The 24,340-nt window shown below is 58.9% G+C and carries 15 protein-coding genes; 8 read left to right on the top strand and 7 right to left on the bottom strand.

The genetic code is table 11. From position 1 onward, the window contains the following. A partial coding sequence (locus OFAG_RS14320) for a hypothetical protein (protein ID WP_020994972.1) occupies positions 1-1,350 on the top strand: 1,350 nt, incomplete at its 5' end. A gap of 199 nt (positions 1,351-1,549) precedes the next feature. Beyond that, the gene (locus OFAG_RS06425; RefSeq protein ID WP_231371678.1) at positions 1,550-2,245 is read left to right on the top strand and encodes a tetratricopeptide repeat protein; all 696 of its coding nucleotides are present in this window, start codon (positions 1,550-1,552) and stop codon (positions 2,243-2,245) included. Positions 2,246-2,641: 396 nt separating this feature from the next. Here the strand turns inward: OFAG_RS06425 and OFAG_RS06415 are convergent, their stop codons facing one another. Both OFAG_RS06415 and OFAG_RS06410 read right to left on the bottom strand, forming a co-directional pair. After that, entirely contained in the window at positions 2,642-2,986 is a 345-nt protein-coding gene (locus OFAG_RS06415; protein WP_020994971.1) for a toxin-antitoxin system HicB family antitoxin, read from the bottom strand. Between the two features lie 85 nt (positions 2,987-3,071). Beyond that, positions 3,072-3,329: a type II toxin-antitoxin system HicA family toxin gene (locus tag OFAG_RS06410; protein ID WP_005877169.1), complete on the bottom strand. Its 258-nt coding sequence runs from the start codon at positions 3,327-3,329 to the stop codon at positions 3,072-3,074. A 259-nt stretch (positions 3,330-3,588) separates the two neighbouring features. Here OFAG_RS06410 and OFAG_RS06405 point away from each other — a divergent pair, with 259 nt between their 5' ends. Then, positions 3,589-4,257, top strand: coding sequence for a tetratricopeptide repeat protein (locus tag OFAG_RS06405; RefSeq protein ID WP_005877171.1), 669 nt, complete (start codon positions 3,589-3,591; stop codon positions 4,255-4,257). A 153-nt stretch (positions 4,258-4,410) separates the two neighbouring features. Further along, positions 4,411-7,677: an autotransporter outer membrane beta-barrel domain-containing protein gene (locus tag OFAG_RS06400; RefSeq protein ID WP_147617682.1), complete on the top strand. Its 3,267-nt coding sequence runs from the start codon at positions 4,411-4,413 to the stop codon at positions 7,675-7,677. Positions 7,678-8,399: 722 nt separating this feature from the next. Here the strand turns inward: OFAG_RS06400 and OFAG_RS06390 are convergent. Continuing rightward, positions 8,400-11,384: a hybrid sensor histidine kinase/response regulator gene (locus tag OFAG_RS06390; RefSeq protein WP_005877176.1), complete on the bottom strand. Its 2,985-nt coding sequence runs from the start codon at positions 11,382-11,384 to the stop codon at positions 8,400-8,402. A 301-nt stretch (positions 11,385-11,685) separates the two neighbouring features. Here OFAG_RS06390 and OFAG_RS06380 point away from each other — a divergent pair, with 301 nt between their 5' ends. Further along, complete coding sequence (locus OFAG_RS06380) at positions 11,686-12,597, top strand: tetratricopeptide repeat protein (protein ID WP_005877178.1); 912 nt, start codon at positions 11,686-11,688, stop codon at positions 12,595-12,597. 955 nt (positions 12,598-13,552) lie between these two features. Here OFAG_RS06380 and OFAG_RS14315 read toward each other — a convergent pair. The 3 genes from OFAG_RS14315 to OFAG_RS06350 all read right to left on the bottom strand — a co-directional run bounded on the left by OFAG_RS14315 (position 13,553) and on the right by OFAG_RS06350 (position 18,024). Further along, positions 13,553-15,808 (bottom strand): autotransporter outer membrane beta-barrel domain-containing protein, encoded by a 2,256-nt coding sequence (locus OFAG_RS14315; RefSeq protein WP_020994970.1) that lies wholly within the window; start codon positions 15,806-15,808, stop codon positions 13,553-13,555. Positions 15,809-16,822: 1,014 nt separating this feature from the next. Further along, entirely contained in the window at positions 16,823-17,401 is a 579-nt protein-coding gene (locus OFAG_RS06355) for a chromate transporter (RefSeq protein WP_005877183.1), read from the bottom strand. Then, entirely contained in the window at positions 17,398-18,024 is a 627-nt protein-coding gene (locus tag OFAG_RS06350) for a chromate transporter (RefSeq protein WP_187138756.1), read from the bottom strand. The genes OFAG_RS06355 and OFAG_RS06350 overlap by 4 nt, the downstream gene beginning before the upstream one ends. A gap of 496 nt (positions 18,025-18,520) precedes the next feature. Between OFAG_RS06350 and OFAG_RS06340 the strand changes: the two genes are divergently transcribed. Then, positions 18,521-19,189, top strand: a complete 669-nt coding sequence (locus OFAG_RS06340; protein WP_020994967.1) for a tetratricopeptide repeat protein — start codon at positions 18,521-18,523, stop codon at positions 19,187-19,189. A gap of 506 nt (positions 19,190-19,695) precedes the next feature. Here OFAG_RS06340 and OFAG_RS14310 read toward each other — a convergent pair. Continuing rightward, positions 19,696-20,067: a hypothetical protein gene (locus tag OFAG_RS14310; RefSeq protein ID WP_040719772.1), complete on the bottom strand. Its 372-nt coding sequence runs from the start codon at positions 20,065-20,067 to the stop codon at positions 19,696-19,698. Between the two features lie 521 nt (positions 20,068-20,588). Here OFAG_RS14310 and OFAG_RS06320 point away from each other — a divergent pair. Together OFAG_RS06320 and OFAG_RS06310 are read left to right on the top strand one after the other, a co-directional pair. After that, positions 20,589-21,380 (top strand): class I SAM-dependent methyltransferase, encoded by a 792-nt coding sequence (locus OFAG_RS06320; RefSeq protein ID WP_020994965.1) that lies wholly within the window; start codon positions 20,589-20,591, stop codon positions 21,378-21,380. A 1,116-nt stretch (positions 21,381-22,496) separates the two neighbouring features. Then, positions 22,497-23,900 (top strand): MATE family efflux transporter, encoded by a 1,404-nt coding sequence (locus OFAG_RS06310; RefSeq protein ID WP_005877191.1) that lies wholly within the window; start codon positions 22,497-22,499, stop codon positions 23,898-23,900. The last annotated feature ends 440 nt before the right edge of the window (positions 23,901-24,340 follow it).

Raw genomic sequence — 24,340 nt, 5'->3', positions numbered from 1 at the left:
ATGAGCCAGGATATGCGGGATGTGCTGTTTCTGAGCAATTACCAAAACGATCCGACGTTTCGGGAACGGGCCAACCGGGCCATCCATGCCTTGAACCGGCTCATGCCGGAACAAAAAGCCGGCCAGCCGGCTTCGGAAACCGCTTCCCCTCTGTCCGGTCAGGACGTGAGCTTGCCGGCATCGCGTGAGCGATCAGGCGTATCGCGTCTCCCTGGGGATAAACCGGCCGTGCCTTCCGGAGCGGCGGCCACCGGGCCGGCGTCCTCCTCCGGCGTGAGGGCAACGGACCCGGCAAGTGCCGCATCGGCCCCGGAACAAACCGGTCAATCGCTGGCGAACAGTCTGCAAACGACGGCGCACGTCAACGACCCCAAAAACGAGACATATGCCCCTCTTTTTCAGTGGGCGGCGGATTTCATCAGTCATGCCCTGGAGGAAAACAGCCGGATACACGGTCGGGACACGGTGGGCCACTCTGACGAAAGCATGGGAGAAGCCTATCGTGCGGCCGGCAAGGCCGTGCGAGAGGCCGCGCAACACAATTTCGTGGAACCTTCTGCCGTCAATGCCCGGGGAACCCGCCCGATTGGCCATTCCGACCAAAGCATGGCTGAACTGGAAAAGACAGGCTTCGGAAAGATGCGGCATCAGGCCGTGGCCGACACCCACGAACTGACAGGGGAAAAGCAGGGGTTTACCTACGAACCCGACATCGGCACTGTTGAGGCCGACGCCTTCGGGGTCGGCATCAGGATGGTTCCCCTTCAAATCGAAAGCACCCTCCTCTCGTTGGGCGCCACTTTCGGCCGTTTCCTTTTCGACCTCTTCGGCGGCGACCCCATCGGACTGGAGAAAACCGAAACACGCGTACAGGAACTGGAAAAAAGACTGGAAGCCATGAAACCGGTGAAAGCGAACCAGATTTATGTCAAAGACCATCCCGAAGAAACCGGGCGAAACCTGACGCGCTACCTGTACCAGCAATTCGGCAACCAGCTCATCAAGTTGCCGGCTACCTGGCTTTTGGCCAACGCCAAAAGCATCGCCGCCCTGACCGGCGTGTCGGCTTCGCTTTTGACGGCACAAATCAATGCCGGCATCATCCGGGAAAAGGGAAAAGGCGATCCGTACACCTCGGCCATGTACGGGGTGCCTTTGGGCTTGCTGGTCTTGCTGAAGGTGCCGTTCAGGGTGCCTTTCTCCATTGAGAATGCCAGAGAGTTCAGCAAATATCTCGGCTCGGTATTGGTCGATTTCGGCGTGGATCAGGCCCAGCAGGCGGGGGTCAGGTATGCGGTTGAGGAGAGTGGCGACCACAGGAATAAAGACGAAACCAAAAAGCGTCGGTAGTGTTCCCTTGACCGGACAAAACAAGGCTGGCCATAATAGGCTGGCCATAATAGGCTGGCCTTGTTTTTATAATGAAATAATGAAAACTTTTGTACGAACCCTTCTTCTCTTCCTTTTTTTATCCATCGGTTGTCAGGTAATGGCCGACAATTTAAAAGAAGGAACCCGTTTGTTTGAGGCGGAAAAATATCGGGCTGCCATGAGTTACCTGATAAAGCCGGATGCGCAAACCGATCCGGAAGCGATGAATATGATCGGTTTCATGTATAACAGGGGATTGGGCATTCAAAAAAATCCGGAAGAAGCATACAAATGGTACAGGAAAGCGGCTGAAGCCGGACTGGCCGTTTCCCAGTTCAATGTAGGGCTCATGTATCAGTATGGCCGGGGAGTGCAGAAAAATATTCCCGAAGCGGTCAAATGGTTCCGGAAAGCGGCTGAACAGAACCATGCCAGTGCAGAACTGAAAATGGGCTATCTGACCGTGAAAGGAATCGGGGTCAAACGGGATTATCGGGAAGCCATGAAATGGTACCGGCGTGCCGCCGAACATGGCGACGATAAGGGATACGTCAATATCGGCATCCTGTATGCCCGTGGCCGAGGCGTCAAAAAAGACCCGAACCGGGCTGTCCAGTATTACATCATGGGCGCGCAAAAAGGCGAACCGGACGCGCAGGCTTTGCTGGGAACGTCTTATGTGCTCGGTAAAGGCATCCCACAGGACAATGAAAAGGCCCTCTTCTGGTACAAAAAAGCGGCAAAAAACGGCAGTATCGAAGCCATGAAAGAGCTGGGATACATCTATGAAACCGGCCGGCTTGGCGTTAAAAAAGACCTTGGGGAAGCCGAGCGCTGGAACGCCATGGCGAAAAAAGCGGAAGAACAGGAATAGTCCCGATCCGTTTTTTGCAGAGCGTGCGCTTCCTTGCCTTTTCTTGCGGCGCCATCCTGAATATCCGGTCTGATACGACCCTGTTTGTGTCACAAAGACATGTCCGGCATAACGGTGACGGTTCCCCTGCAAGGTTCATGGGCTCCCATTTTCCTTGCAAGCGTTTTTGACCGTTCGGGGATGACAAACTTTCATGGCTGTACAGCCGGCTGACTTGCCGGAAAAAAAGCCGGGATTTCGAGAGGCCGGTTTCCGCTTCCGTTCATAAACGGCCAGGCCGGTCTGGCTACCGGAAATCCTGATCTTTTCCGGCCTGAAAACAGGAGCCGTTCCAATCCCTGTGCGCATGCCGGAACAAAAAGCCTGCCCGTCCACTCCGGGAACGCAGGCTGTCCCTTAAAACGGCCTGACCGCTTTAGCCAGTTTGGCAGCGACAAGCGCATTTAGCGACACACCCTGACGGGCCGCTTCCATCGCCAGCGAACGGTGGAGCGTCTTGCTGACCCTCACATTGAAAGAACCCGAATAATTTTTACGGGCCGGCGCGACTGGCACCGGTATCCCTCTATCTTCATAAACCGCCTTGACGGCACACCAGGCTATCGCCAATTCGGACAGGGCCGTTTCGGGTGACTCGCCAAAAGCGGAAATTTCCGGACGTTCCACAAAATGGGCGAGCCAGGCTCCCTCATCGTCCTGATGCAAATGGACGGAAAATCCATCAAAACGCTTATCCATCATCTCTTTCCACGCACCCGCCAGAGGGATGCGAAAATATAACAATCCAGCACCCTGAAAGGATGCAACTCTATAATCCCCGCGCCAGTTATAGCATATCCGGAACAGGACGTTTTTTCTCCTTTTCCAGAATCAGTAAAACCTGTTTGACCTGATAGCTTTTGGCCCGTTTTCCATCAGGCTGAAGCGGAACCGCCGTTTTTCCGGGAGAAACCCAGATTCTATGCGAACCTTTTTGACGATCAAATTCCCAACCTTGCTGCCTCATCAAGGTTTCAAGTTCATCGAATAACAATCCGCCAGGAACTCTTTGAGCTTTAGTCAGCAATTTTTCACGTTTGTTCATAGTGTAACTATATACAGTTACAAAAAATCAATCAATAAACCGTTCAGTCCGGATCTGTCATGCTCTTTTTTTCCCATAAACAGACCCGGAGGCCGAAACGCCCGCTCGCCCGCCCAAAATCCCGCCCCCTGACAAGCCCTTCCTTCATTTTTTGCGCAAGACTCAACATTTATCATAACGACGCGTTTTCCCTTGCCCTATCCTGCAAAAAACACATCCTTGAAGGCACGATTTCATTCACTTTTAAACGGGAAAAAACATGTCACACAAACTGCTTTCCAAAACCCTGATCGGTTGCGGCATCGCCGCCATGTCCGCCATGCTCGCCGGCAACGCTTTGGCCGCCAAAAAGGTCGATGACCATTACAGCAAGCTCAACCAGTGCGTCGGCTATTACAACCAGAGCCAGTACACCCAGGCGCTGCCCTGCTTTACCGAAGTCGCCAAAACCGGCAACGATCAGGCCGAAACCTATCTGGGCATCATGTACCAGCACGGCTTCGGCACCCGGCCCGATCTGGCTGAGGCCGCCCGGTGGTACACCAGGGCAGCCAGACAGGGCGACCAGTGGGCTTACGACAACCTGACGGCGATGGGCAATCCGAAGCTGGCGACCGGCAAAAACTATGCCGAATACAGCCGGGCGCTTGAAGAAGGCGTCAAAAACGGCGACCCGGCCGCCGAAACCGCCACCGGCGTCATGTATTACTACGGTCTGGGCGGCCACAAACAGAACTACGACACCGCCCGGAGCTGGTTCGAGAAAGCCGCGAAAAAAGGCGACGCCACCGCCGCGAACTACCTCGGCCGCATGTATTACTACGAAATCGGCGTGGAACAGAATTCCCTGATGGCCAAACAGTATCTGGCGCAAGCGGCCAGGGGCGGCAACGCGCAGGCCAAAAACCTGTTGAAAAAAATGAACTAGTTTTTCCGACCGATGCACGCTTGCCCTTGTCCCGGGCAAGCTTGGCCGGATGCCCCGGCATCCGGCTTTTTTCACGGTCTTGCCCGTTCGCGCACCCGCTTTCCATGAAAAGCCGCGTATTCCTTTATGCCGACTTGCCGCCCCGATACCGCCATGCCTGCGTCTCCGCGCCATCCGTTCGCGTCCAGCCCCGGCCGCCGCCATCCCGTTTTCCTTTTTCCGGGAATCCGGACAGCGCTGGCAACAGTCCTGTTCGCCATCCTGTCTTTTAACTTCCCCGCCGCCGCACAGACGGGTCAGGTCGTCAACAACGGCACGATGAGGACGACCTTCGGGGACGGTTCGGACAACCTCGACCTTCAGAACAACGGCACGATTACCGTTTACGGCAACGGCATGGAGGCCGGCGCCGATTCCTGGCTCGGCAACGCCGGAACCATCACCGTCAACGGCCAAAACGCCTTCGGCATGACCGGAAAAAGCGGTTCATACCTGACAAACGACACTTCCGGCGCCATCGCCATCAACCAGCGCGGCGGACGGGGAATGGCCGTTTCCGGCAACACCGGCCACATCATCAACAACGGCGCCATCGACTTAAACGGCTCTTCCGCGGCAGGCATGTACGCCAGCGACACGGGCGACGCCGTCAAATCCGTGTCGCTGACCAACAACGGAACGATCCACGGCGCCTCCCTCTCCAACGTCGGCATGGCGGCCGAAGGCGACCACATCACCCTGGCCAACACGGCTTCCGGCCTGATCCGCATGGACGGCCCCTATAACGGCGGCATGGTCGCCAACGGAACCGGCGCGGCCGTCGTCAACGCGGGCCGGATCGAAATCGGCGGCCAGGGCGGCAAGGGCATGACGGCATTCGGCACGGGAACCACACTTGCCAATCACGGAAACATCACTGTTTCGGGCAATGGCGGTGAAGCCATCGAAGCGGGAAGCGGCGTGCGGGTGACGCAGACAGGCGAGGTGCTCGTCACCGGCCGCGACGGCACCGGCATCTGGCTCGAATCCGGCGCCGCCGCCAGCAATGCCGGAACCGTGACCACGACGCAGGACGGCAGCCATGCCATCTACGGCAGCGGCAACGGCATCGCCGTCACCAATACCGACACGATTTCCACCGGAGGCGACAACGCCATCGGCATTTACCTCTCAGGAGAAAACAACCGCATCGACAACCGCGGCAATATCACGACCGCCGGCGAGGCCGCCTTCGGCATTCTCGCGCAGGAAGACGGCGCCGTCATCGCCAACAGCGGAACTGTTTTGGCCAGCGGGAACAACAGCGCCGCGGTTTACCTTGACGGCAACGGCAGCGCCATTACCCAGTCCGGCACTATCCGCACGACCGGAACCGGCAGCCAGGGCATTGCGGCAAACGGCGACGGCGTCAGGGTAGAGGTGACGGAAAACGGCCGCATCGACACACTGGCCGCCAACAGTACCGGCATCTCCGCCGGGGGAAGCGGCGCGAATATCATCCATGCCGGCCACATTGCCACAGGCGGCGCCAACAGCCACGGCATTTCTGCCAGCGGCGAAAACGCCGTCATCGGCAACAGCGGACAGATCGTCACCACGGGTGACGCCGCCAACGGCATCCATGCAGGGGGCGCCGGGGCAAGCATCGCCAATAACGGGACCATCGACACACAGGGCGCGCAAGGCGCGGGCATCGTGACCGGCAACGACGCCAGTGTCACCAACAACGGCCGCATCGTAACCGGCAGGGGGCATGCCGTCATCATCGGAAGCGGCAGCTCGCTTGCCAACAACGGGAGCCTCGCGGCCGCCACCCGATACGGCGTCTACGCACCGGGCGCCAATAGCGCCATCATCAACCATGGCGCCATCGAAACGGAAGGCGGACGGGGCGACGCCATCGTCATATCCGGCAACGCCTCATCCGTTATCAACCGCGGACTCATCAAGACGTCCGGCGCATCCGCCTCCGGCATCGCCATTGCCGGCAACAGCAGTACCGTCTCGAACACGGGCCTGATCCTCACATCCGGACAGGCGGCCCACGGGATGGCCATCACCGGCCAAAACCTGGCCGTTTCCAATACCGGCCGGGTGTGGACGACCGGGCCCGGCAGCCATGAACTGATGGTCGGCAACACCACCGGTACCGCAAGCGGCAGCGCGTCCGTTTCCGTCTGGACGCTTGCCCTTTCCCCCAACCGCTGGAACGACCCGGCCAGCCGTCCCTTCGGCGTCGGCCCCGGTTCCACCCTCACCTTCGACCGTACCCGGTTCGTCCTGCGCCCCGGCAGTGCGGACAGCGGTTTCGAATTCGGCAAACGCTACCATGTCGCCGACATGATCGACAATCGCGGAACGGTCGCCGGCGCGCTCGGCAGCGACACGCCGGACGCCATCATTAGCGGCCTCATGCCGATGCTGAAAGCGAAACTGTACAACGGCAGCGCTCCCGGCGCGCTCGACCAGCAGGTTTCCCTGTCGCTGAAAGAAGAAGACAACCACGGCCAGGGCGCCAACAGCGGGACCGTCCACCGTAGCGCCGCCCGGCTCTGGCTGTTGAACCGCACGCTCGGCGATTCACTGGACGCGCTGGTCGCTTCCCCGGACTGGGCTTTCTTCATCCAGCCCTACTATCAGCACTCCCGCACTACCGGCGACGCCTCCAGCCGGGCCGACAGCGAAGGCGTGCTCCTGGGCGCAACCCGGCTTGCCGGAAACGATTTGCGCCTCGGCTGGCATGCCGGCCTCGAACACACCGGTTTCTCCGCCAGAGGCCACGGTCTCCGATCCGACGCCAGTGCCTGGCTGGCCGGCCTCCACGGGCGCTATTTCCTCCGGCCCGGATGGACGCTCTCCGGCCAGCTCACGGCCACGGCTTCCCGAAGCGATTACGACTTTGTCATGGAAGGCGACGCCGCGTCCGACAAGCGTACCGAATACGGCTATTTCGCCAGCCTCAAAAGCGCCTGGGATTTTTATCTGGCGCAAGATCATCGCCTCTCCCCCGAAATCGGCCTTGCGTACCTCCGGATGCGCAATCCCTCGATGCAAGCCCGCTGGAAACAGGCCTGCAATCAGGACATGAACCTGCATTTCGAACGCCGCGATTTTTCCGCCGTCTATGCCACCGCCGGCCTGCGCTGGACGGGGGAATTCGAAAACGGCGATACCGCCATACGGCCGACTGTCGCAGCCGGCGTCCGGCAAAACCTTGCCGATGGAAACGTCGATTCCGGTTTCACCTTCATGGGCCAGCGCTACACCGCCCACCTGACCGAAGACCGGACGACCGGCACCGTCGATGCGGGCGTGCGCTTCACCCGGGGAAACACCTCCGGCGCGATCCGCTACAACGGCGAATTCGGCAGCCATTTCACCGACCACATCGTCTGGGCGGAAATGGGAATAACGTTCTGAAAAAACCGGCGACGTTCATGACCGGCCGGAAAAAACGGAAAACAGGATGGCCCCAAAAGGGCAAAAAGAGGGGAAATCCGCAAAAAAGCGGAAAACCGTTACCAAACCGGCGCCAGACGGCGCCTTAAGGCAGCCTTTGAAAACTGTTTCGTTTTTTTGGAAGGCTCCTGTCCGGACGATTCCCCGCCGGCCAGACAAGGGCCCTCATACCGGCGTCCGGAAAACCGGACAAGGGCCGTTCCGGCTCGTCCGCACGGCCGGACCGATTTCGAAACAGACGGGAAACGTCAGCGTTCCGCTTTTTCCGGACGCCATCGCACAGAGACTGGTTCCTTCGGAAAACCGCGTTCCCTTGCCATTTCCGGAAGCCGGAGTGAAAACCGCACCCTGCTTCAACAAACAAACTGCCCGGCATATCGCCCTGTTTCTTGGGATCCGGCATCCCTTTCAGTCCCCTGTCATGACCGTCAAGGAACGCCGGCACATGCCATTTTGCGCAGGCCTTTTGCCGGGCCTGTCGCCGTTCCGGTCCAGCCGTGTTTATCCCCGCTTTCCGGAATGGACAGCAAGGCGGCGGACTTCCGGACAAATCCGGCGCCGCGACGACTTCAAAAACCGGAAAACAAAACGGCCGGATACGGAAAAACGGGTCGCCTTGCCGTCATCCGGCGCACGACGCCATCAGCGGCAAGCCATGCAGGCCGTTTTCCTTTCCGGGCACGTCATGCCACCCGATCTTTTTCCCGCATCCATTTTTCCAGAACGGCCAGCAATTTCACGATATCCACCGGCTTGGCGAAGTGATCGCTCATGCCCGACTTCAGGGCACGCTGGACATCCTCGGCAAACGCGTCGGCACTCATCGCCACAATCGGCAGGGTTCCCAGATCGGCGCGGCCACTGGCGCGTATGGCTTCTGTCGCCTCATAGCCGTTCATGTCCGGCATCTGTATATCCATCAAAACCATCCCGTAATAGCCCGGCGGCGTTTCCAGCAACCGATCCACCGCTTCTTTTCCGTTAAAGGCCTTTTCCACGGACGCCCCGGTCGATCCAATGAGTTCTTCCGCAATTTCCATATTCAGCTCATTGTCTTCCACCAGCAGGATCCTTTTGCCGGTATAGTCCTTTTCCCGCAACAAACCGTGATCCGGTATATCGTTTGCCTTCTCGTCCAGTATAAGATGCTTCAGGACGGTAACCAGCCGCGACTTGAATAGCGGCTTGGAAATAAAGGCATTGACGCCCGCTTCCCTTGCTTCCTGTTCCACATCCGCCCAATCGTAGGCCGAAAGAATGATAATCGGGATGGCGCCGCCGATTTTCCGGCGGATTTCCCGCGCCGTGGCCACCCCGTCCTTGCCGGGCATGATCCAGTCCAGAATGACCGCGGAATACTCCTGTGCGGCCCGCCGGGCTTCCACCAGTTTTGCAATAGCCTCATCCCCGCTGGTGACCCAGTCGGACACCATGCCGATATCGTTCAGGATGGCGCAGGCATTTTCGCAGGCAAGCCGGTCGTCGTCTACCACGAGAACGGCAAGCTGCGCCAGCCCCGTCAGGTCTTCCTCATCGATTCTGCCGAGTTTCAGATGCACGGTCACGGTAAAGCGCGACCCCTTGCCCGGCTCGCTCCAGACCTCGATATCGCCATTCATCATCCTGACGATATTTCGCGCGATCGACATGCCCAGCCCTGTTCCCTCGGCTTTCCGGACACGCGAATTGTCGGCCCGCACAAACGGTTCGAAAATACGGTCGAGAAATTCTTTTTCCATCCCGATGCCGTCGTCCCCGAAAACGAATTCATAACAGCCGAACCCGTGCAGACTGCACGGTTTTTCCGTGATCTGCAAGGCAATGTGACCGCCTTCCGGTGTGAACTTGACGGCATTGCCCATGATATTGATGCAAACCTGCTGCAATCGCAACGGGTCGCCGACGACTTCTTCATGGACGATATTGGCGATCTGCACCTTCAGCTGCTGGTTTTTGGCCCGGATCTGCGGCAGCGATATCGCCAGAAGCGCTTCCACCATTGTCGGCAGCACGAAAGTTTCTTCCACCAGGAACACCTTGCCACTCTCGATCCTGGACATATCCAGAATATCGTTGATCAGCTTTAAAAGATGCCGGCTTGACAGCGTGATCTTGCCAAGGCAATCCTGAATATAGGCCGGCTCGTTCACATGCATCGCGGCGATAGCCGTCATACCCATGATCGCATTCATCGGCGTGCGGATATCATGCGACATGTTGGAGAGAAAATCGCTCTTGGCGCGACTGGCGTTTTCCGCCGCCAAAAACGCTTCTTTCAGCGCGATGTGATTGCGCAACTGCTCCGCCTTGGTTTCCGTGACGTCCTGCCGCGTGAAAAGCAGCAGAACCGGCACGCCATCGATACGTTTCAGGCAGATCACGTTCAGCATGTCCCAGACGGACTCGCCCCGCCCGGCCCGGTACTCGAACCGCAAATCCGATCGGTTCCCCTTCATCTGGCGCTGGATGGAGGCCTTCTCCAGCGCTTCCCCCATATGCGCCCTGTCGTCCTCATCGGTAATCGCCGACACCATGAATGCTTTCAGGACGGAATAATCGCCTTCGACCGGAATGCCGCCCGCTTGCGGCCCCGTCCCTGCCAGATACTGATACCTGTCTTTTTCGAAATCCACCAAAACGAAACGGTCGAACAACTGGGTAATGCCGCCGATCACATACCCCATCTCCCGGTTTTCAGCCATCAGTTTCCTTCTTTGCCGGTAATACATCAGAAGCATCAGCAGGCCATACACCGCAAAGACCGCAATGAGTTCGGTTTCCATCCCGACGCCCGCCCTGTTGGCATTGGCGATCATCAGCGTCATGGCTTCTTCCGGAAACGTCTGCAACACTGCCAGATCGTAATCCTTCAGCCCGTCCATATAGGCGCTGCCGACGCCCTTGTGCCGGTTATACAGGAAACTGAACGACTGTCCCTTTTCAAAAGCGTCGGCAAACCGGCGGGCTACCGGCTCATCCAGATATCTTTCCGGCCCCTGAAAGATATCGAAAATGCTTTCCGAGCCGAACCCCTTTGCCGAAGAAGCGACGATCCGCCCATCCGGGCCGACCAGAAAACTCCTGGCCTCGACGCCGAAAAAAGTGGCTGTCATGATCTCTGTCATCAGCCTTTCGCGGAAATGGCCGTGAAGCACCCCGACAATCTCGCTCCCGTACCGGACAGGCGCGTAGAAAACCACCAGATTTTCATGGTTGACCGGTGAATCAAAAACGACATCCATGCCGGCTTTGCCCTGCATGCCTTCCCGGAAATACCGGCGGCCGGCAACCGGCGTCGTCTTTCCCCCGCTGTCCCGGCTGATCCCGTTTCTATCGGCAAATTCAACCGCGTCGAACATGCCCAGTCCGCTGCCGGTCAGTATCTTCAGATTCCGGTGACCGCTTTGGGGCGAATCGAGATTCTGCGAATACAGATAAGCGATCGTTTCGATGGAATTTTTCGCGTTGGTGAACATGTCGTTCAGGCGCCGCGACGTCTGCACAGTAGCGCTCTTGATATAGTTCTCGTTCTGCAACAGGATACGGTCACTGTTTTTGTCGGTAAAACGAAAAAAAATCACCAGGACAGCGACCAGTAAAAACGCATTCAACAGCACCTTGCCCGATATTTTTCTGATAAATGAAAAGGGATCGGATTTTTCCAGCATATCAGTTCCGCCTTGCCCAAGCGGGCAAATCTATTGTATTTTTAACAACCTCACAGACGTGTCAAACCGCCTGTTGCCCATTTTAGGATTCCCCGTTTTGCCTGAGAAGAAAAAATCGCCGAAATGTTGCATACGGCAGACTTCTCCTGCCTGCCTATGCCCGGCATTTCCGGTTTCCGGCCTCTTTTTCGCGGGAATATGACGCCAAACCAACACTTTGGCAATCACCGTCATCCGCACGAACTTTCCCTTTGCTATGATCGTACAAACGCACTGGCGTGTTTAGGAAAACCGTAAAAAAATGACCCGTCCCATCCCCGTTTCATCCCCCGTTTCCCGCTGGCTGTCCCGTCTGGCGCTCGTTTGCTGCCTGCTGCCTTTCGCGGCCGTGCCGGCGGAAGCGGAAGAAAAAACCGAAGGCGTCCGGCTTTACCACAGCGGACAATACCGGGAAGCCGCCCCGCTCCTGATGCGGGCGGCAAAGAAAGGAAACGCCAAGGCGCAGGCCTGCCTTGGCCTGATGTATCAGGAAGGGCTGGGCGTTGCGCAAGACTACAAAAAAGCGAAAAAATGGTTTGAAAAGGCGGCCCTGCAAAACCGGCCCGACGCCCAGACCTTTCTCGGCATGCTCTACAGCCAGGGAAACGGCGTCAGGCAGGATTTCGCCACGGCCCGGCAATGGTTTGAAAAAGCGGCCGAACAGGACTTCGCCCCGGCCCAGACGCTCGTCGGTCTCATGTATGCCAAGGGAGTCGGCGGGGCAAAGAACATGACGCAGGCGGAAAGATGGTTGAACCGCGCTGCCGATCAGGGCGAAACCGACGCGCAAACCTTCCTGGGCATCCTCTATCTGGACGGAACCGGGCTGCCCCCGAATCCGCCCGAAGCCTTCCGGCGCTTTAAAGAAGCCGCCGGAAAAGGCGACGCCAACGCCCAGGCGGCGCTGGGCATGATGTATTTTTCCGGCAAAGGCGTGAAAGAAGACCCGGCAGCGGCCGAAAAATGGCTGGAAAAAGCCGCCACAGCCGGCAACACCGACGCGCAAACGTTCCTCGGCAATCTGTACTACAAGGGAATCGGCGTCGCGAAAAACGATGTCAAAGCCGCCTACTGGCTCCAGAAAGCGGCCATTGCCGGCGACCCGGACGCGCAGGCCACGCTGGACGATCTGCTCGGCAACGAACGGCCGGAAGCTCCCGCGCAGAAAGAGTGAACGAAACCGGCGCTCCTGCCCGAGTCTGCCAAACAGATTCCCTCCTCCCGGATCCCCGGGTGCCCGGCAACAAACGGGACACATACGCCCTGACAAAACCGGCGCCTTGCATCGGGGGCGGCCATCATGGCGGCTTTCCCCCTGACCTTCCCGGAAAATCCGCAAATGCCGCGTCCTTTCTCCCGGGATGACCGGTCTTCCGGCGGGATGGAAGCGGATGGGCATGCCCTCCGCAGCCGCCAACCGGCCTTTCCGTTCTTTCGCGTTGAAGCGCCTGATCCGCCCGATCCCCCGAACCGCCCTTTCTTTCCCGGCGCGCCCTCTTTGCACAAGCGGCCCGCCGGCTCCGTCCCTGCCGGCCACCCCGTCCGGCCTCTTTCCCGCCAACGCCGTCTTTTTTTCCGCTTTTCCTGAAAAACCGCTTTCCCGCGAACGGCCCGCCGCCCGCCGAAAGCGATTCCATGACACAGGCAAACCAGCCTTTCCGGCCATGCCGCCGCGCCTTTTCCGCCTGTCTCCGGCAGACAAGGCCTTATATTGTCCGTCCCGTCCTTTCCCTTTCAGCCTTCCGGAAGTCCGGCGCTTCTGCCTGTTTCGCCGCCAGCCGGCTCGTCCGGAAACCGGAGCCAGCCGGCCGGAAACGGGAATGGCCCTGCGCATCCGATCCGGTTTCAGGCTATCCGGGCTCCGCTGGCAAGCGCCGCCTGCCTGCTGTCCTGCTGTCCTGCTGTCCTGCCGTCCGCTTCCGGACAGGCTGTCGCCGGCAACCCGGCCCGCCGGGCCGGCTCTTTTCCGGCCTATCGCACCATAACCCGTCCTCACCCCGCGCCGGCGTCACCCGCGGGGCGGCAATCGCATCCCCGAAAACACGACAAAAAAACCTGCCCGAAAGGGCAGGTTTGAAGGGGAAGGCCTGTCCGGCTTTTTCGCTTCACCGCCGGCCTGTTTTTCGCCTCTAGAAGCTGTAACGGATACCTCCGCTGACCTGATAGGTGGTTCTGACCGGGCTGCCGGCGGTCGTTTCCACTTCGCCATAGGCCGCAAGGCTCTTGTTGATGTTCCAGGTGCCGCCCAGCGCAAATTCTCCCCAGGTGCCGCCCATTTCTTCGGTATAGCTCCGGCTGACGCCGTTTTTGCTGACCCGGGTTCTGGCGTCTCCCTCCCAGTCGTGCAGGACGCTGGCCTTGATGTAGGCGGAACCCGTCTTTTCCGGACTGACCCAGCCCGCTGCCAGGCCCAGACGGCCCACTGCCGTGTCGATTCCTTCCTGTTTGACGTCGGTTCCCGCGCCGGTTCGGTAATTGACGCCGTTCAGGTGACCGATCATGAATTCAGCCTGCGGTTCGAGGTAGTAGGGGGTACCGGCTATGCCGACTCTCCATCCGTATTCGACGCTGGCGGAAGTTCCCCAGGTATCGTAGCTTCCCGATACGCCGGTTCCGCTTGTGTTGTGCAGGTCGAAGTCGGTTTCCAGTTTGTGCCGTTTGACGATCACGTCGATGTACTGGCCGTCGTCGTTTATCCACCCTCCGTATATTCCGAAGTTCCAGTTCTTGTCGTCGGTCGTGCCGTTATGGAGTTTGCCGTCTCCATCGGTGTAGCTGGCGGTTCCGCCGACATAGAAGTTGCCGATCCGTTTGTCGCCTCCGATTTGCAGGGTCTGGTAGGTGTTGTGGATGTTTTTGTATTCGCTTTGGCCCGCAATGGCTCTGGCCCAGGCTCCGTCGGCTTGCGGCATCGTGCGCAAATCGCCCATGCGTCTGGATACGTCGTTTGTCTGCGCACGGAAGCTTAAAAAGTTCATCGCGCCGATTTTTTGCAGGCTGTCGGTGACCGTGTTTTTGGCTTCGCTTTGGGCGATGATGATCCCGTTTTCATCGACGGTAGCGCTCATCTCGCCCTTGACGAGGCCTTCTCCGACGGTGGCGGTCTGGGCGATGGTGCCGGCGTTTCCTGTACCGTCTCCAACGGTGACGGCAGCGGTGGCCGCGGCTCCCAGTGCAGCCGCATCGTTCACGTCGTCGGCGGTGACGCCGGTGAAGCGGGTGCTCAGACGGGGAGCGTCGCTGCCGGCGGTTACCTCACCAATAGCCAGTGTACCGGTCTTGATGCCTGTCCCCGTTGTGCTGTCGGCTTTGGCGGCGATGTTGACAGTACCCCCTGTCCCGGCCAGATTGCTGACTTTGACTTCCTGTCCGGCTTCCCGGATGTTGACGACGCCGCCGTTCAGGTCAAGCCTGTTCAGCGCCAGTTCTTCATCTTGCATGCCACTGGCGCCTTCGGAAGCGTAACTGACCGGATTCCACTGCGCGCCGCCGGAAAGCGCGAGATTGACGCCGGTGTCAACCGTGGTATGCGCGTTTCCGTCCGGATACGCTTTTGACAGGCTCCCTGTCCATGATGAATCGGCATTGGCCAGATTGATGTTTACGGCCGCATCAATAATGTTCCCGCTATTTTGTGCCGGTCCCGGTGTGGCAAAGGCGATATCCCCGTTCAATACGACGGTTCCCTGTCCATCCTGATTGATCGTGGTCGTGGAATTCCCCCGCACCTCAATGGCTGTCGGCGCATTGACCGTGAGATTTCCGCTTATATCGATCTTGCCGTTGGAAAAAGCCACGATTCCGGATTCCTTGGCGGTGATGGTCGTATCGCTGGCGCGGATGGTAATGGAAGCCGCTCCGTCCGGCGCGGTGGGATCCTGAGTGTTGTTCTGCGCCCAGATACCGTAATTGCCACCGGAAATCACCAGTTTTTCAGTCTGTACCGCTATCTGCCCGCCAGCGCGAGCCAGCAGCCCGGTATCAGGGCCCGTCAGGTTAATCATTCGGGTATTTTCGTCTCCCAAAACAACCCGACCCTTGTTGTTCGCTCTTACTGTCTCCATCGCTGTCGCCAGCGTCATGTCGCCTTTTACGGTAATGTCATTGCCGAAAACCGTTGCGGTATGACCGTCCGCATCCGCCAAAATGCCGTGCTTTGCGCCCGTCCCATCAATCACAACGGTACCGGCGCCTTGGCCTCTTTCAAAGGAGGAGACGTCTGTGTCAATATTGTTTTCCACTACACCATCAACGGTTACCGTAACGAGATTCGCACTGGCGGCTATACACGGCAACGCCATCACAAGCGCCGCGGCAACCGCCGTCAGACAGAACCGGCCGGCCGGTTTTTTCTTTTTTTCACGGGAAGAAGCAAGAAGATACATGGCAAAATTTTCCTCAAGGTTAAATCAGTCGTTTCCGGAAAAGCCTCATCGCATGCACAGCTTCCCGGTACCTCTTTTTCTTCCTGACGTCCGTTAATAGGCATTAACGGACGTTAATAATTTTCAACCCATTGATTTGATTAACCTTTTTATTTTCCCAGGATCATTTTGACATTCCCTGAAATCGGAAACGGTATAGCCCGGACCGCATTTGCTTGCCGGATTTCTTCCGGAATTTGATAAACTTGCCAGCATCTTCTGTAGCGTCCGGTCATGGCAAATGGGTTCGTTAATGCCTATTAATGCCTATTAAAGGACGCCGGCGAAATGTCCGCGACTGTTTCTTTTTACCAACATTTACGCTTAATTCCTTCTTTTTGCCCAAAGCAAACACTTTATCTGTTTTAATCGTTACGCTTTTTGGCCGCTCACCCCGAAACACGCCGCTATCCGATCCGGTCATGCCCGCGATGGCGTCCCGTCATTTCGCTGGAGCCGGATTTCGCCCTTTTCCCGTTTTCCCCTTGCCGGCACGCCGCTGTCCTCCCGCGAGAAGGGAGGGGTGAAACAGGATGAACAAAAAAGGGCAAAAAGGGCTTCAAACCCGCCTGCATGCCGGGTTTGCCGGTTTTGCAAAACCGCTTGACTCCGGACAGTTCGGGTGAAAAGCCGGGAAAAAACCGCGGGAAAAAGACGGGAAATCCCGCTTTGGGTCGGGAAAAATCCCTGGTCACATGGCTGAAAAACCGCCTTCAAACGGTTTACCAGGCCTTTTTACGGGAAAGGGTGACTGAAAATACGGGCCGGAAATCCAGTCCGGTTTATCCGGAAACCGGATCCGCTGTCCTCTGCGCCCGGTGTGAGGCGCGGCCTTCCCCCGTCTCCGGCCGAACGGCCGCGCTTCCCGCGAAAGGACGGGAGCCAAAACAAGCGCGTTTCCGGAACGAATGGCACAATGCCGGCACAAGGGATGAAAAGACAGGCTTTCCCCCCTGACTGGCGAGACAGGTTTTTTCAGCCCGGCAGCCATTTGTAAAGGACAATACCTGCCGCGCCGGTTGCCAGCATGATATGGATCGGGTCGATTTTCCGCCACGTGCGCAAGACAAACAGCGCGGCGCAAAAGATGAAAACGGCAATCCAGTCCGTTTTTTCCAGCTCGGCAAGCGAGGGCGCCGTTTCCCGGTGCCAGAACGCCAGAAACAGGATCGTCAGTCCGGCAAAGGCGATCATCGACACCACGGCCGCCCGCAGTTGCAAGAGCACGTTTTTCACCATCCGGAAACGCCGGAACCGGTAATAGGCATACGCCAGCGTCAGGACAATCAGGCAGGAAGGCAAGACGCAACCGAACGTGGCGACTATCGCGCCGGGAATCCCGGCAATCTGGATGCCGACGAAAGTGGCCGAATTGATCGAGATCGGCCCCGGCGTCATCTGGGAAATCGTGATAATGTCGGAAAACTCCGCCATCGTCAGCCAGGGATGCACCTCGACCACCTGATGCTGGATCAGCGGCATGGCCGCGTAGCCGCCGCCGATGGAAAACAGGCCGATCTGGAAAAAACTCCAGAAAAGTTCGAGATAAATCATGCGCCGTCCCCCCGCTCTTCCTGTTTTTTCCGGCGGTATTCCTCTTTTTTCCGGAACCGGATCTGGCGCAGCCGCTCGCCATAGAGCGTATCGACCACGCCGATTCCGCCGCACACGATGATCACGGCAAACACATTGACGCTGAAAAAGAAGACGGCCGCAAACGAACCGGCCATCATGAAGTAAGGCATTGCCCGTTTGCGGGAAAGGACATTCTTCCCCATCGTGATGACCACGTCGAGAATGATCGCCGCCACGCCCGCCTGCATGCCTTTCATCGCCAAAACGACATACTCGTTGCTCTTGAACGCGGCATAAAACAGGGAGACGAGCGAGAGAATCATCAAAGGCGGCAGCACCGTGCCCAAAACGGTAATCGCCACACCGGGCAATCCCGCCAGACGATACCCCAGCAAAATCGAGGCGTTGATCGCGATCGAACCGGGCGCCGACTGGGCGATCGCCGTCAGATCCAGCATTTCGTCTTCATCGAGCCATTTTTTCTCGCGGATGAATTTCCGGCGCATCAGCGGGACGATCACAAACCCGCCCCCCACCGTGAAAGCGCTCAGCTGAAACGTGGCGACAAAAAGATCCCAGTAAAACCGCTTGTCCCTGACCATACTGCCCATTCCTTCCCGCGACCCTGCGGGCTCGCTATTCTTCAGGGAAATCCCCGCCTTTTCAACCGGCGCCGGCAAACGGAAAAAGTCCGGCCTGCCCCGCCGCCGGACACGCCCTTTCCGTTTCCTGAAAAGCGCCATTTCCCGCGGCAACCCCTTTTATGTAACATAAAATAGCTGTCCTTGCCCGTTTGCACAATCGTGGTGCAATCCTTCCGGAAAAAAGACGCGTCTTTCGTTGCGTAAAGACCAAAGCCTTCCGGGCGAAAACGTCCTCCGTGAAAGCCGCCCGTCCACTTTCCGTTGAAAACCGCTGCCGGCCGCCGATATTTTTTGACTGCAAGCCGGAAATCTTCTATTTCCCTCATTTGTCCGTTATCTACAGGCAACTCCTGCGTTTTCTCATCCAAACGGCAGAAAACGCTTTGAACCGGGAAAAACCCCTGCTATCATGGCGTCCTTCTTTCAACCCCGTCTTCAGGAGAGCCAAACCAGCATGTCCCGAAACACGAGCCGCAAAAGAAAAAATGTTTTTCCCTGGATCGTCGCCTTTTTGACCCTCGTTCTCATCATTATCAGCAAAACCGCCTTCGCGGTTGGCGAAAACGACCTGAAACAGGGCATGCAGCACTATGCCAGCCGCCAGTTCGACCGGGCCCGTCTCTGTTTCGAAAAAGCGGCCAAAGCCGGCAATACGGAAGCGCAAACCATGATGGGCGTCCTTTATTTCAAGGGCAACGGCGTCGAAAAAGACGACAGCCAGGCAGCCCGGTGGTTTGAAAAAGCGGCCAAAGCCGGTCATGCCGACGCCCAGACCTTTATCGGCGTGATGAACCTGGAAGGCCAGGGCATCCCGAAAAACGGGAAGAAAGCGCTGGAATGGTTTGAAAAAGCCGCGCAGGCCGGAGAAACAAACGCCCAGAACTATCTCGGCACCGCTTACCTGAAAGGGACGGAAACCGCACAGGATACCGGAAAAGCCGTTTACTGGTTCACCCGCGCCGCTGAAGCCGGCGACAGTAACGCCAGCAAAATCCTCGGCGCGCTCTACCTGAACGGGCAGGAAGGCCTGCCCAAAGACCCCTTAAAAGCGCGCCTCTGGCTGCAAAAAGCCGCCGATCAGGGCGACACCGACGCCGCGGAACTGCTGAAACAGATTCCGTAAACCGGCCTCTGGCCAGAGAACGCCCCACACCGCGTTTTCCCTCTTTTCCGCCAATTGCCTTATGACGGTCGAAACACGGCCATCTCCTCCAGACGCATCCGGCCCGCTTCAGGTTATCCGGCACGAACGCGCCATCGTCAGGCGGGCAAACCAAACGGGGCTTTCCTCCCGGACAGGCCGCTTCCACCCTGATCCGCCAGTCCGGCCCCGGCCTGATCGCCGCGCAGGCCTGTTCGGGCCGCGGCAGGCTCGACCTGCCCCCCTGAAACGGCGGCTGAACGTCCCTTCCCTCACCCTTGCCCCGCCAGACCGCATGAAAGAAAAACCGGCTTCGCTGTCGGCGAAATACCCGTAACCGGGCACGGACTGCCCTCTCTGGCAGACAACGGCATCCGGCCGTTCGACTTCATCTAAAGCGGAAGCGGCGACCCGCTTTGCACGCTGGAAATCGCGCCCGACGACATCATCCGGCCAAACAACGTCATCCTCTTTTTCGACGGATCCGCCTACCGGATGGCCGGCTGCCAGAACAGGCTCTCCCGCGTTTTCCCGCCCAAGGCAAGCGGATTGCCACGCAGGCGGCCCGTCTGGCAAAACCGGACGGGCAACGCACCGGCCGGTTCGTCCCGGAAAAATCCGGCACGCAGCCGCTTCAGGGCAGCGCCCGTCACCGCTCTCCGGAAAAGGCGAAACATGGAAAAACCGATCCCGAAGACGGGCGGAAAAAGCGGCCCGACCCCCCTGCCGTGACCGCCTTCCGGCCAGGCGTCCGTCCACGCCGCCTCCCGGCGGATGAACTGCCGCGAAAAAACGGACGTGCCCAGAAACCGGCATGAACCCGATTGCCGGGCCGGAAAACACCGCCATTCTTTTTTCACCCATGCCCGCGGCCCGGTTTTATCCGCAGGCGGCACGCCCGACCTTCAGGGCACGCTTTTCCCCCTTCATTCCGGAAAGCGCCCGGCAACGGATACCGGCCCGGCCGCTCGCTTCCTTTCCCGCTCCCGCTCTCCCTTTCCTGCTCTCCCTTTCCTGCTCTCCCTTTCCTGCTCTTCCTTTCCCGCTCTCCCTTTCCCGCTCTCCCTTTCCCGCTCTCCCTTTCCCGCTCTCCTTTTCCCGCTCTCCCTTTCCGGCTCTCCTTATCCTGCTTCCTGTCCGCGCGTGGCTCCTGCCGCACTCCTCTTTTCAAACCACTTTCAAAACGGCCGGAAACCGCCTGTTTTCCAAGGGGAAACAATGAACAGTCCGCCTGACAGGCCGAAAACGGACAAAACGTTGCGAAATCGCCTCACCTCACTGAAAGAAGCCCCGGGAATTTCATCCATATCAATGACAAGACGCCGCGGAAAAGTCACACTCCAACCCGGTAACAAAAACAGTCCCGTCAGGATATTTTCACATGGCTACAGAACGCAAACAGGCAAAACGGAACGGGAAGCCCCGCCCCGACACAAAAATGAAAACCCGCTCCTGCGACGGCGACCGTTTTTCCCCGGAACACCGTGATCCGTTCCGGTCCATTAACGGACTGCCCGATGCCGGTGAATGGCACACGCTGGAAAACATGCTGCCGGATTTTTGCGGAAAACGGGTGCTTGACCTCGGTTGCGGCGCTGGCTGGCATTGCCGCTACGCCATCGAACACGGGGCGATTGCCTGCACCGGCATCGACATTTCCGAAAAAATGCTGAAAGAAGCCTGGCGGCAAAACGCTTCCTTCTGGACAGACTACCGCCAGACCCCCATCGAGGAATTCGAATACGAACCTAGCGCTTTTGACGTCGTCATCAGTTCGCTGGCCCTCCACCATGTGGACGACTTCGGAAATCTCTGCCGGAAAATCCACCGTTGCCTGACCCCGGGCGGCGTTTTCGTCTTTTCCGTCGAACACCCGGTCTATACCGCCAGCGGCACCCGGCAATGGATTACCGGCGAGGACGGGGAAAAACGGCACTGGCTAATAGACCGCTATTTCGACGAAGGCCAGCGCGAAGCCGGCATTCCCGGCCACACGCCCACCCGATTCCACAAAACCCTGACCAGCTGGGTCAACGGCCCCCTGTCCGCCGGCTTCACCATTACCGCGCTTGCCGAACCCGAACCCGGCAAAACCCTGCTGGAATCCGATCCCGGCCTGGCCGACGAACGGCGCCGCCCCAGGATACTGGCCGTCTCCGCCGTGAAAAACTGAGCGCGTTCACGTCCCTCTCCAGTCCCTTGCCCCCGGCAGGCAAGGCATGGCCGGGATTTCCGGCCATGTGAGCCGCTTTCCGGGCAGGGAAAACCGTCCCGGCGGGCCTGTGTTCTCATCCCGCGCAGAAGGAGCGGGACGACAGGCCGTCCGTATCGGCCTCCTTTTTTGCCAGTCTTCGCTCTTTCCAAAGACGGCCCGTATCCGGAAGAAGCCCTTTTCCAACCTCCTCCTGCCGGTTCAGCGCCTTTTCCCTTTTCTGCGCCTTTCGGAGAAAAAGCCGGCCAGCCTGACGGCCGGCCCGGGCCGGGCCTGTTCCGGGTACCTTCCGCCCTGCACGAAACACGCCGCCCGGATTCTCCCTGTCTCTGAAACAGACAAAGCCCCTCCCCGCAAAGACCGCCTTCCCGCAGACGGGAAAGGCGGTACGGCGGGAGGAACCGCAGCGATGGCGGAACACTGGCAGGCGCCTGCCGTCCTGCCCGGCAACGTGTCATATGCCTGTCGCCGGCCGGGGCAAACTCATATGCCCGGCGCAGGCCAGCCTGACGGCCGGAGTCCGTCCGGCGGCCCGCCGCGCCTCTTCCGTTTTTGCCACTCCCCCTTGCCCGCCCCCTCCCTTTCCGCCACAGCAGAAACGCCGGAAACGGCTTCGCCCGACACCACCCCGCCCCTTTTCGCCGCCACACGGCCAGCCGTTTTGGCCTTTCACTTTCCGGCACCTTCTCCGCACCCTCTCCGGCCTGTCCGGCCCGCGTCACGTTCCGGCGCCGGTTCCCCAAACCGCCAGAATGTGGTAATATAACCGGTCAAAAATAGCCTCTGGAAAGAGGCTTTCCTCTTCAATCACTTGTCTGACAAACGACTTACCCATGAAACCGCTCATTGTCGCGTAACACCAAAGACACGGGTTACCGCCCGGATTGTCTTTGCCGTTCCCGGAATCCGTCCGGGAAAGCGCGCGTTGGGGTTTTATCGGCAATAAAGGGACATTCCCTTCAAACACAGTTCAAATCAACCGCATTCCGTTTCACCGATGCCTTGCGGCAGGGGATGCGGCACACTGGCCGGCAAAACCGGGGCGTTTTCAAGTCGATACAGAAAGCAGGTCAAAAAATGGAACAGGCAAAAAAACAGACCGGGATACCCTCCCGGGGAGAAAAAGAACTCGCCACAGGCCCTATCCCGCGGCTTTTCGTCAAATTCGTCATACCGGGCATGCTGGCGCTCTTTCTGCTGTCGGCGCAGGTCTTCATCGACGGCATCCTCGTCGGCAACTTTGTCGGCGCGAACGCGATGGCCGCCATCAACCTCGTCATCCCGCTCTACAGCCTTTTGATCGCCTTTGCCATCGTCATGTGCGTCGGCTGCCAGTGCACCGTCGGCATGAAACTCGGCGAAGGCGACCTCCACACCGCCAACGACGCCCTGAAAACCGGCCTTGTCTTCGCCGTTGCCGTCAGCTGGGCGGCCGGCCTCGTCATTTGCCTTGCCGCTCCCCGTCTCATCACCGTGATGGGCGCAAACGACGTGCTCTCGGGCGACGCCGTCGCCTACATCCGCGTACTGGCCTTCTTTTTCCCGTTGCCGGTCGCCATGTTCATGTGCGACGCCGTCGTGAAAGCCACGGGACGGCCGATTTACGCCACTGCGGGCATGCTGACCATGGTCGCGTCCAACATCGCGTTCGACCTTCTTTTCATCGTCGCGTTCGGATGGGGAGTCGCCGGCGCGGCGCTCGCCACCGGCATCAGCTACGCGCTGGGGCTGTGCGTGTACCTGCCCGCCCTCCTGCACCGGCACACCCCGGTCAACCTGTTTGCCGGGCGCTTCCGGAAAGCGCTCGTCGGCAAAATCCTTTACATCGGCAGCGCCGAAGGCGTCACCGAACTGTCGGCCGCCGTCGTCACATTGATGTTCAACATCACGCTGATCAATACCGTGGGTGAAAAAGGCGTGGCCGCCTTCACGGCGATCAACTACCTGCACTTCGTGCTGATGGCCTGCATCATCGGCATGAGCGAAGGCATCCGCTCGATCATCAGCTACAACCACGGCATGGGCAATCCCGAACGCATCCGCGCCACGCTGAAACTGGCCGCCCGGGTCACCGCCGTGTTTGCCGTCGTGACCTTTTCCAGCTTCGCCTTTTTCGGGCGCGAACTCGTGTCGTCCTTTTTCAGCACGCAGGAAAGCGACATCATCACGCTGGCCGCCAACGGCACCGCCATTTTAGCGTTCGCCTACCTGTTCAACGGCTTCAACATCCTGATCGCCGGCTACTTCACCTCGATCGGACAGGCCAGACGCTCGCTCGTCATCTCGCTTCTGCGCGGCTGCGGCCTGTTGACCGTCCTGCTCTTCACCCTCCCCCCACTACTGGGCATCGACGGCATCTGGGCAACCGTTCCGGTGGCCGAAGCGCTCACCCTGTGCGTTGCCGGCCTGATGTATTTGAAGCATAAAAATGCCGCCGCGACAGTCGCGGCGAAACAGGCCAAAGCCGTGATGCCGGAATGAACGCGCCCCCGGCATTCCCCCATTGCCGGGCCACTGCAAACCCCCAAGCGACGCCGGCATTTCCGGAAACAGGCGTCCCCCAAACTTCAGCCGGCTTCGCAAACCGCGGCATCCTGCCGGAACCTTGCGGCAAGGCCGCCTTCCTTCGCCTCTTCTGCGGGAAACCGATGGCGTTTCCAGCCTTCCCTACCCGCCGGCAGCACGGCAAACAGCAAGCGGAACCTTTCCGGCTTTCATCCTGCCCCCTGCCGGACAGCGCGGGACCGGCACAGGGATGCCGCCAGCCGGACGCGTCCCTCTTTTTATTGCCGGCCGGACATACGGAAGGCACTCCCTCACCAGCCGGATGCCTCCGGAAACGGAACAGGCGACGCCACCCGAAAACCCATCCGGCGCCATCCCGCCCTTTCATCCTGCCGTTTCGGCCCTCTCCTGTCCCG

The organism is Oxalobacter paraformigenes (genome assembly GCF_000158475.2).
Taxonomy (GTDB): Bacteria; Pseudomonadota; Gammaproteobacteria; order Burkholderiales; family Burkholderiaceae_D; genus Oxalobacter; species Oxalobacter paraformigenes.
The sequence above is the reverse complement of the archived record's forward strand: the minus strand, read 5'-3'. Positions and strand labels throughout refer to the sequence as shown.

Bases quoted from the DNA above. Each gene is read 5' to 3' on its own strand.
- OFAG_RS06425 (WP_231371678.1), top strand. From the start codon at position 1,550: ATGAGTTACCTGATAAAGCCGGATGCGCAAACCGATCCGGAAGCGATG.
- OFAG_RS06415 (WP_020994971.1), bottom strand. From the start codon at position 2,986: ATGATGGATAAGCGTTTTGATGGATTTTCCGTCCATTTGCATCAGGAC.
- OFAG_RS06410 (WP_005877169.1), bottom strand. From the start codon at position 3,329: ATGAACAAACGTGAAAAATTGCTGACTAAAGCTCAAAGAGTTCCTGGC.
- OFAG_RS06405 (WP_005877171.1), top strand. From the start codon at position 3,589: ATGTCACACAAACTGCTTTCCAAAACCCTGATCGGTTGCGGCATCGCC.
- OFAG_RS06400 (WP_147617682.1), top strand. From the start codon at position 4,411: ATGCCTGCGTCTCCGCGCCATCCGTTCGCGTCCAGCCCCGGCCGCCGC.
- OFAG_RS06390 (WP_005877176.1), bottom strand. From the start codon at position 11,384: ATGCTGGAAAAATCCGATCCCTTTTCATTTATCAGAAAAATATCGGGC.
- OFAG_RS06380 (WP_005877178.1), top strand. From the start codon at position 11,686: ATGACCCGTCCCATCCCCGTTTCATCCCCCGTTTCCCGCTGGCTGTCC.
- OFAG_RS14315 (WP_020994970.1), bottom strand. From the start codon at position 15,808: ATGTATCTTCTTGCTTCTTCCCGTGAAAAAAAGAAAAAACCGGCCGGC.
- OFAG_RS06355 (WP_005877183.1), bottom strand. From the start codon at position 17,401: ATGATTTATCTCGAACTTTTCTGGAGTTTTTTCCAGATCGGCCTGTTT.
- OFAG_RS06350 (WP_187138756.1), bottom strand. From the start codon at position 18,024: ATGGTCAGGGACAAGCGGTTTTACTGGGATCTTTTTGTCGCCACGTTT.
- OFAG_RS06340 (WP_020994967.1), top strand. From the start codon at position 18,521: ATGTCCCGAAACACGAGCCGCAAAAGAAAAAATGTTTTTCCCTGGATC.
- OFAG_RS06320 (WP_020994965.1), top strand. From the start codon at position 20,589: ATGGCTACAGAACGCAAACAGGCAAAACGGAACGGGAAGCCCCGCCCC.
- OFAG_RS06310 (WP_005877191.1), top strand. From the start codon at position 22,497: ATGGAACAGGCAAAAAAACAGACCGGGATACCCTCCCGGGGAGAAAAA.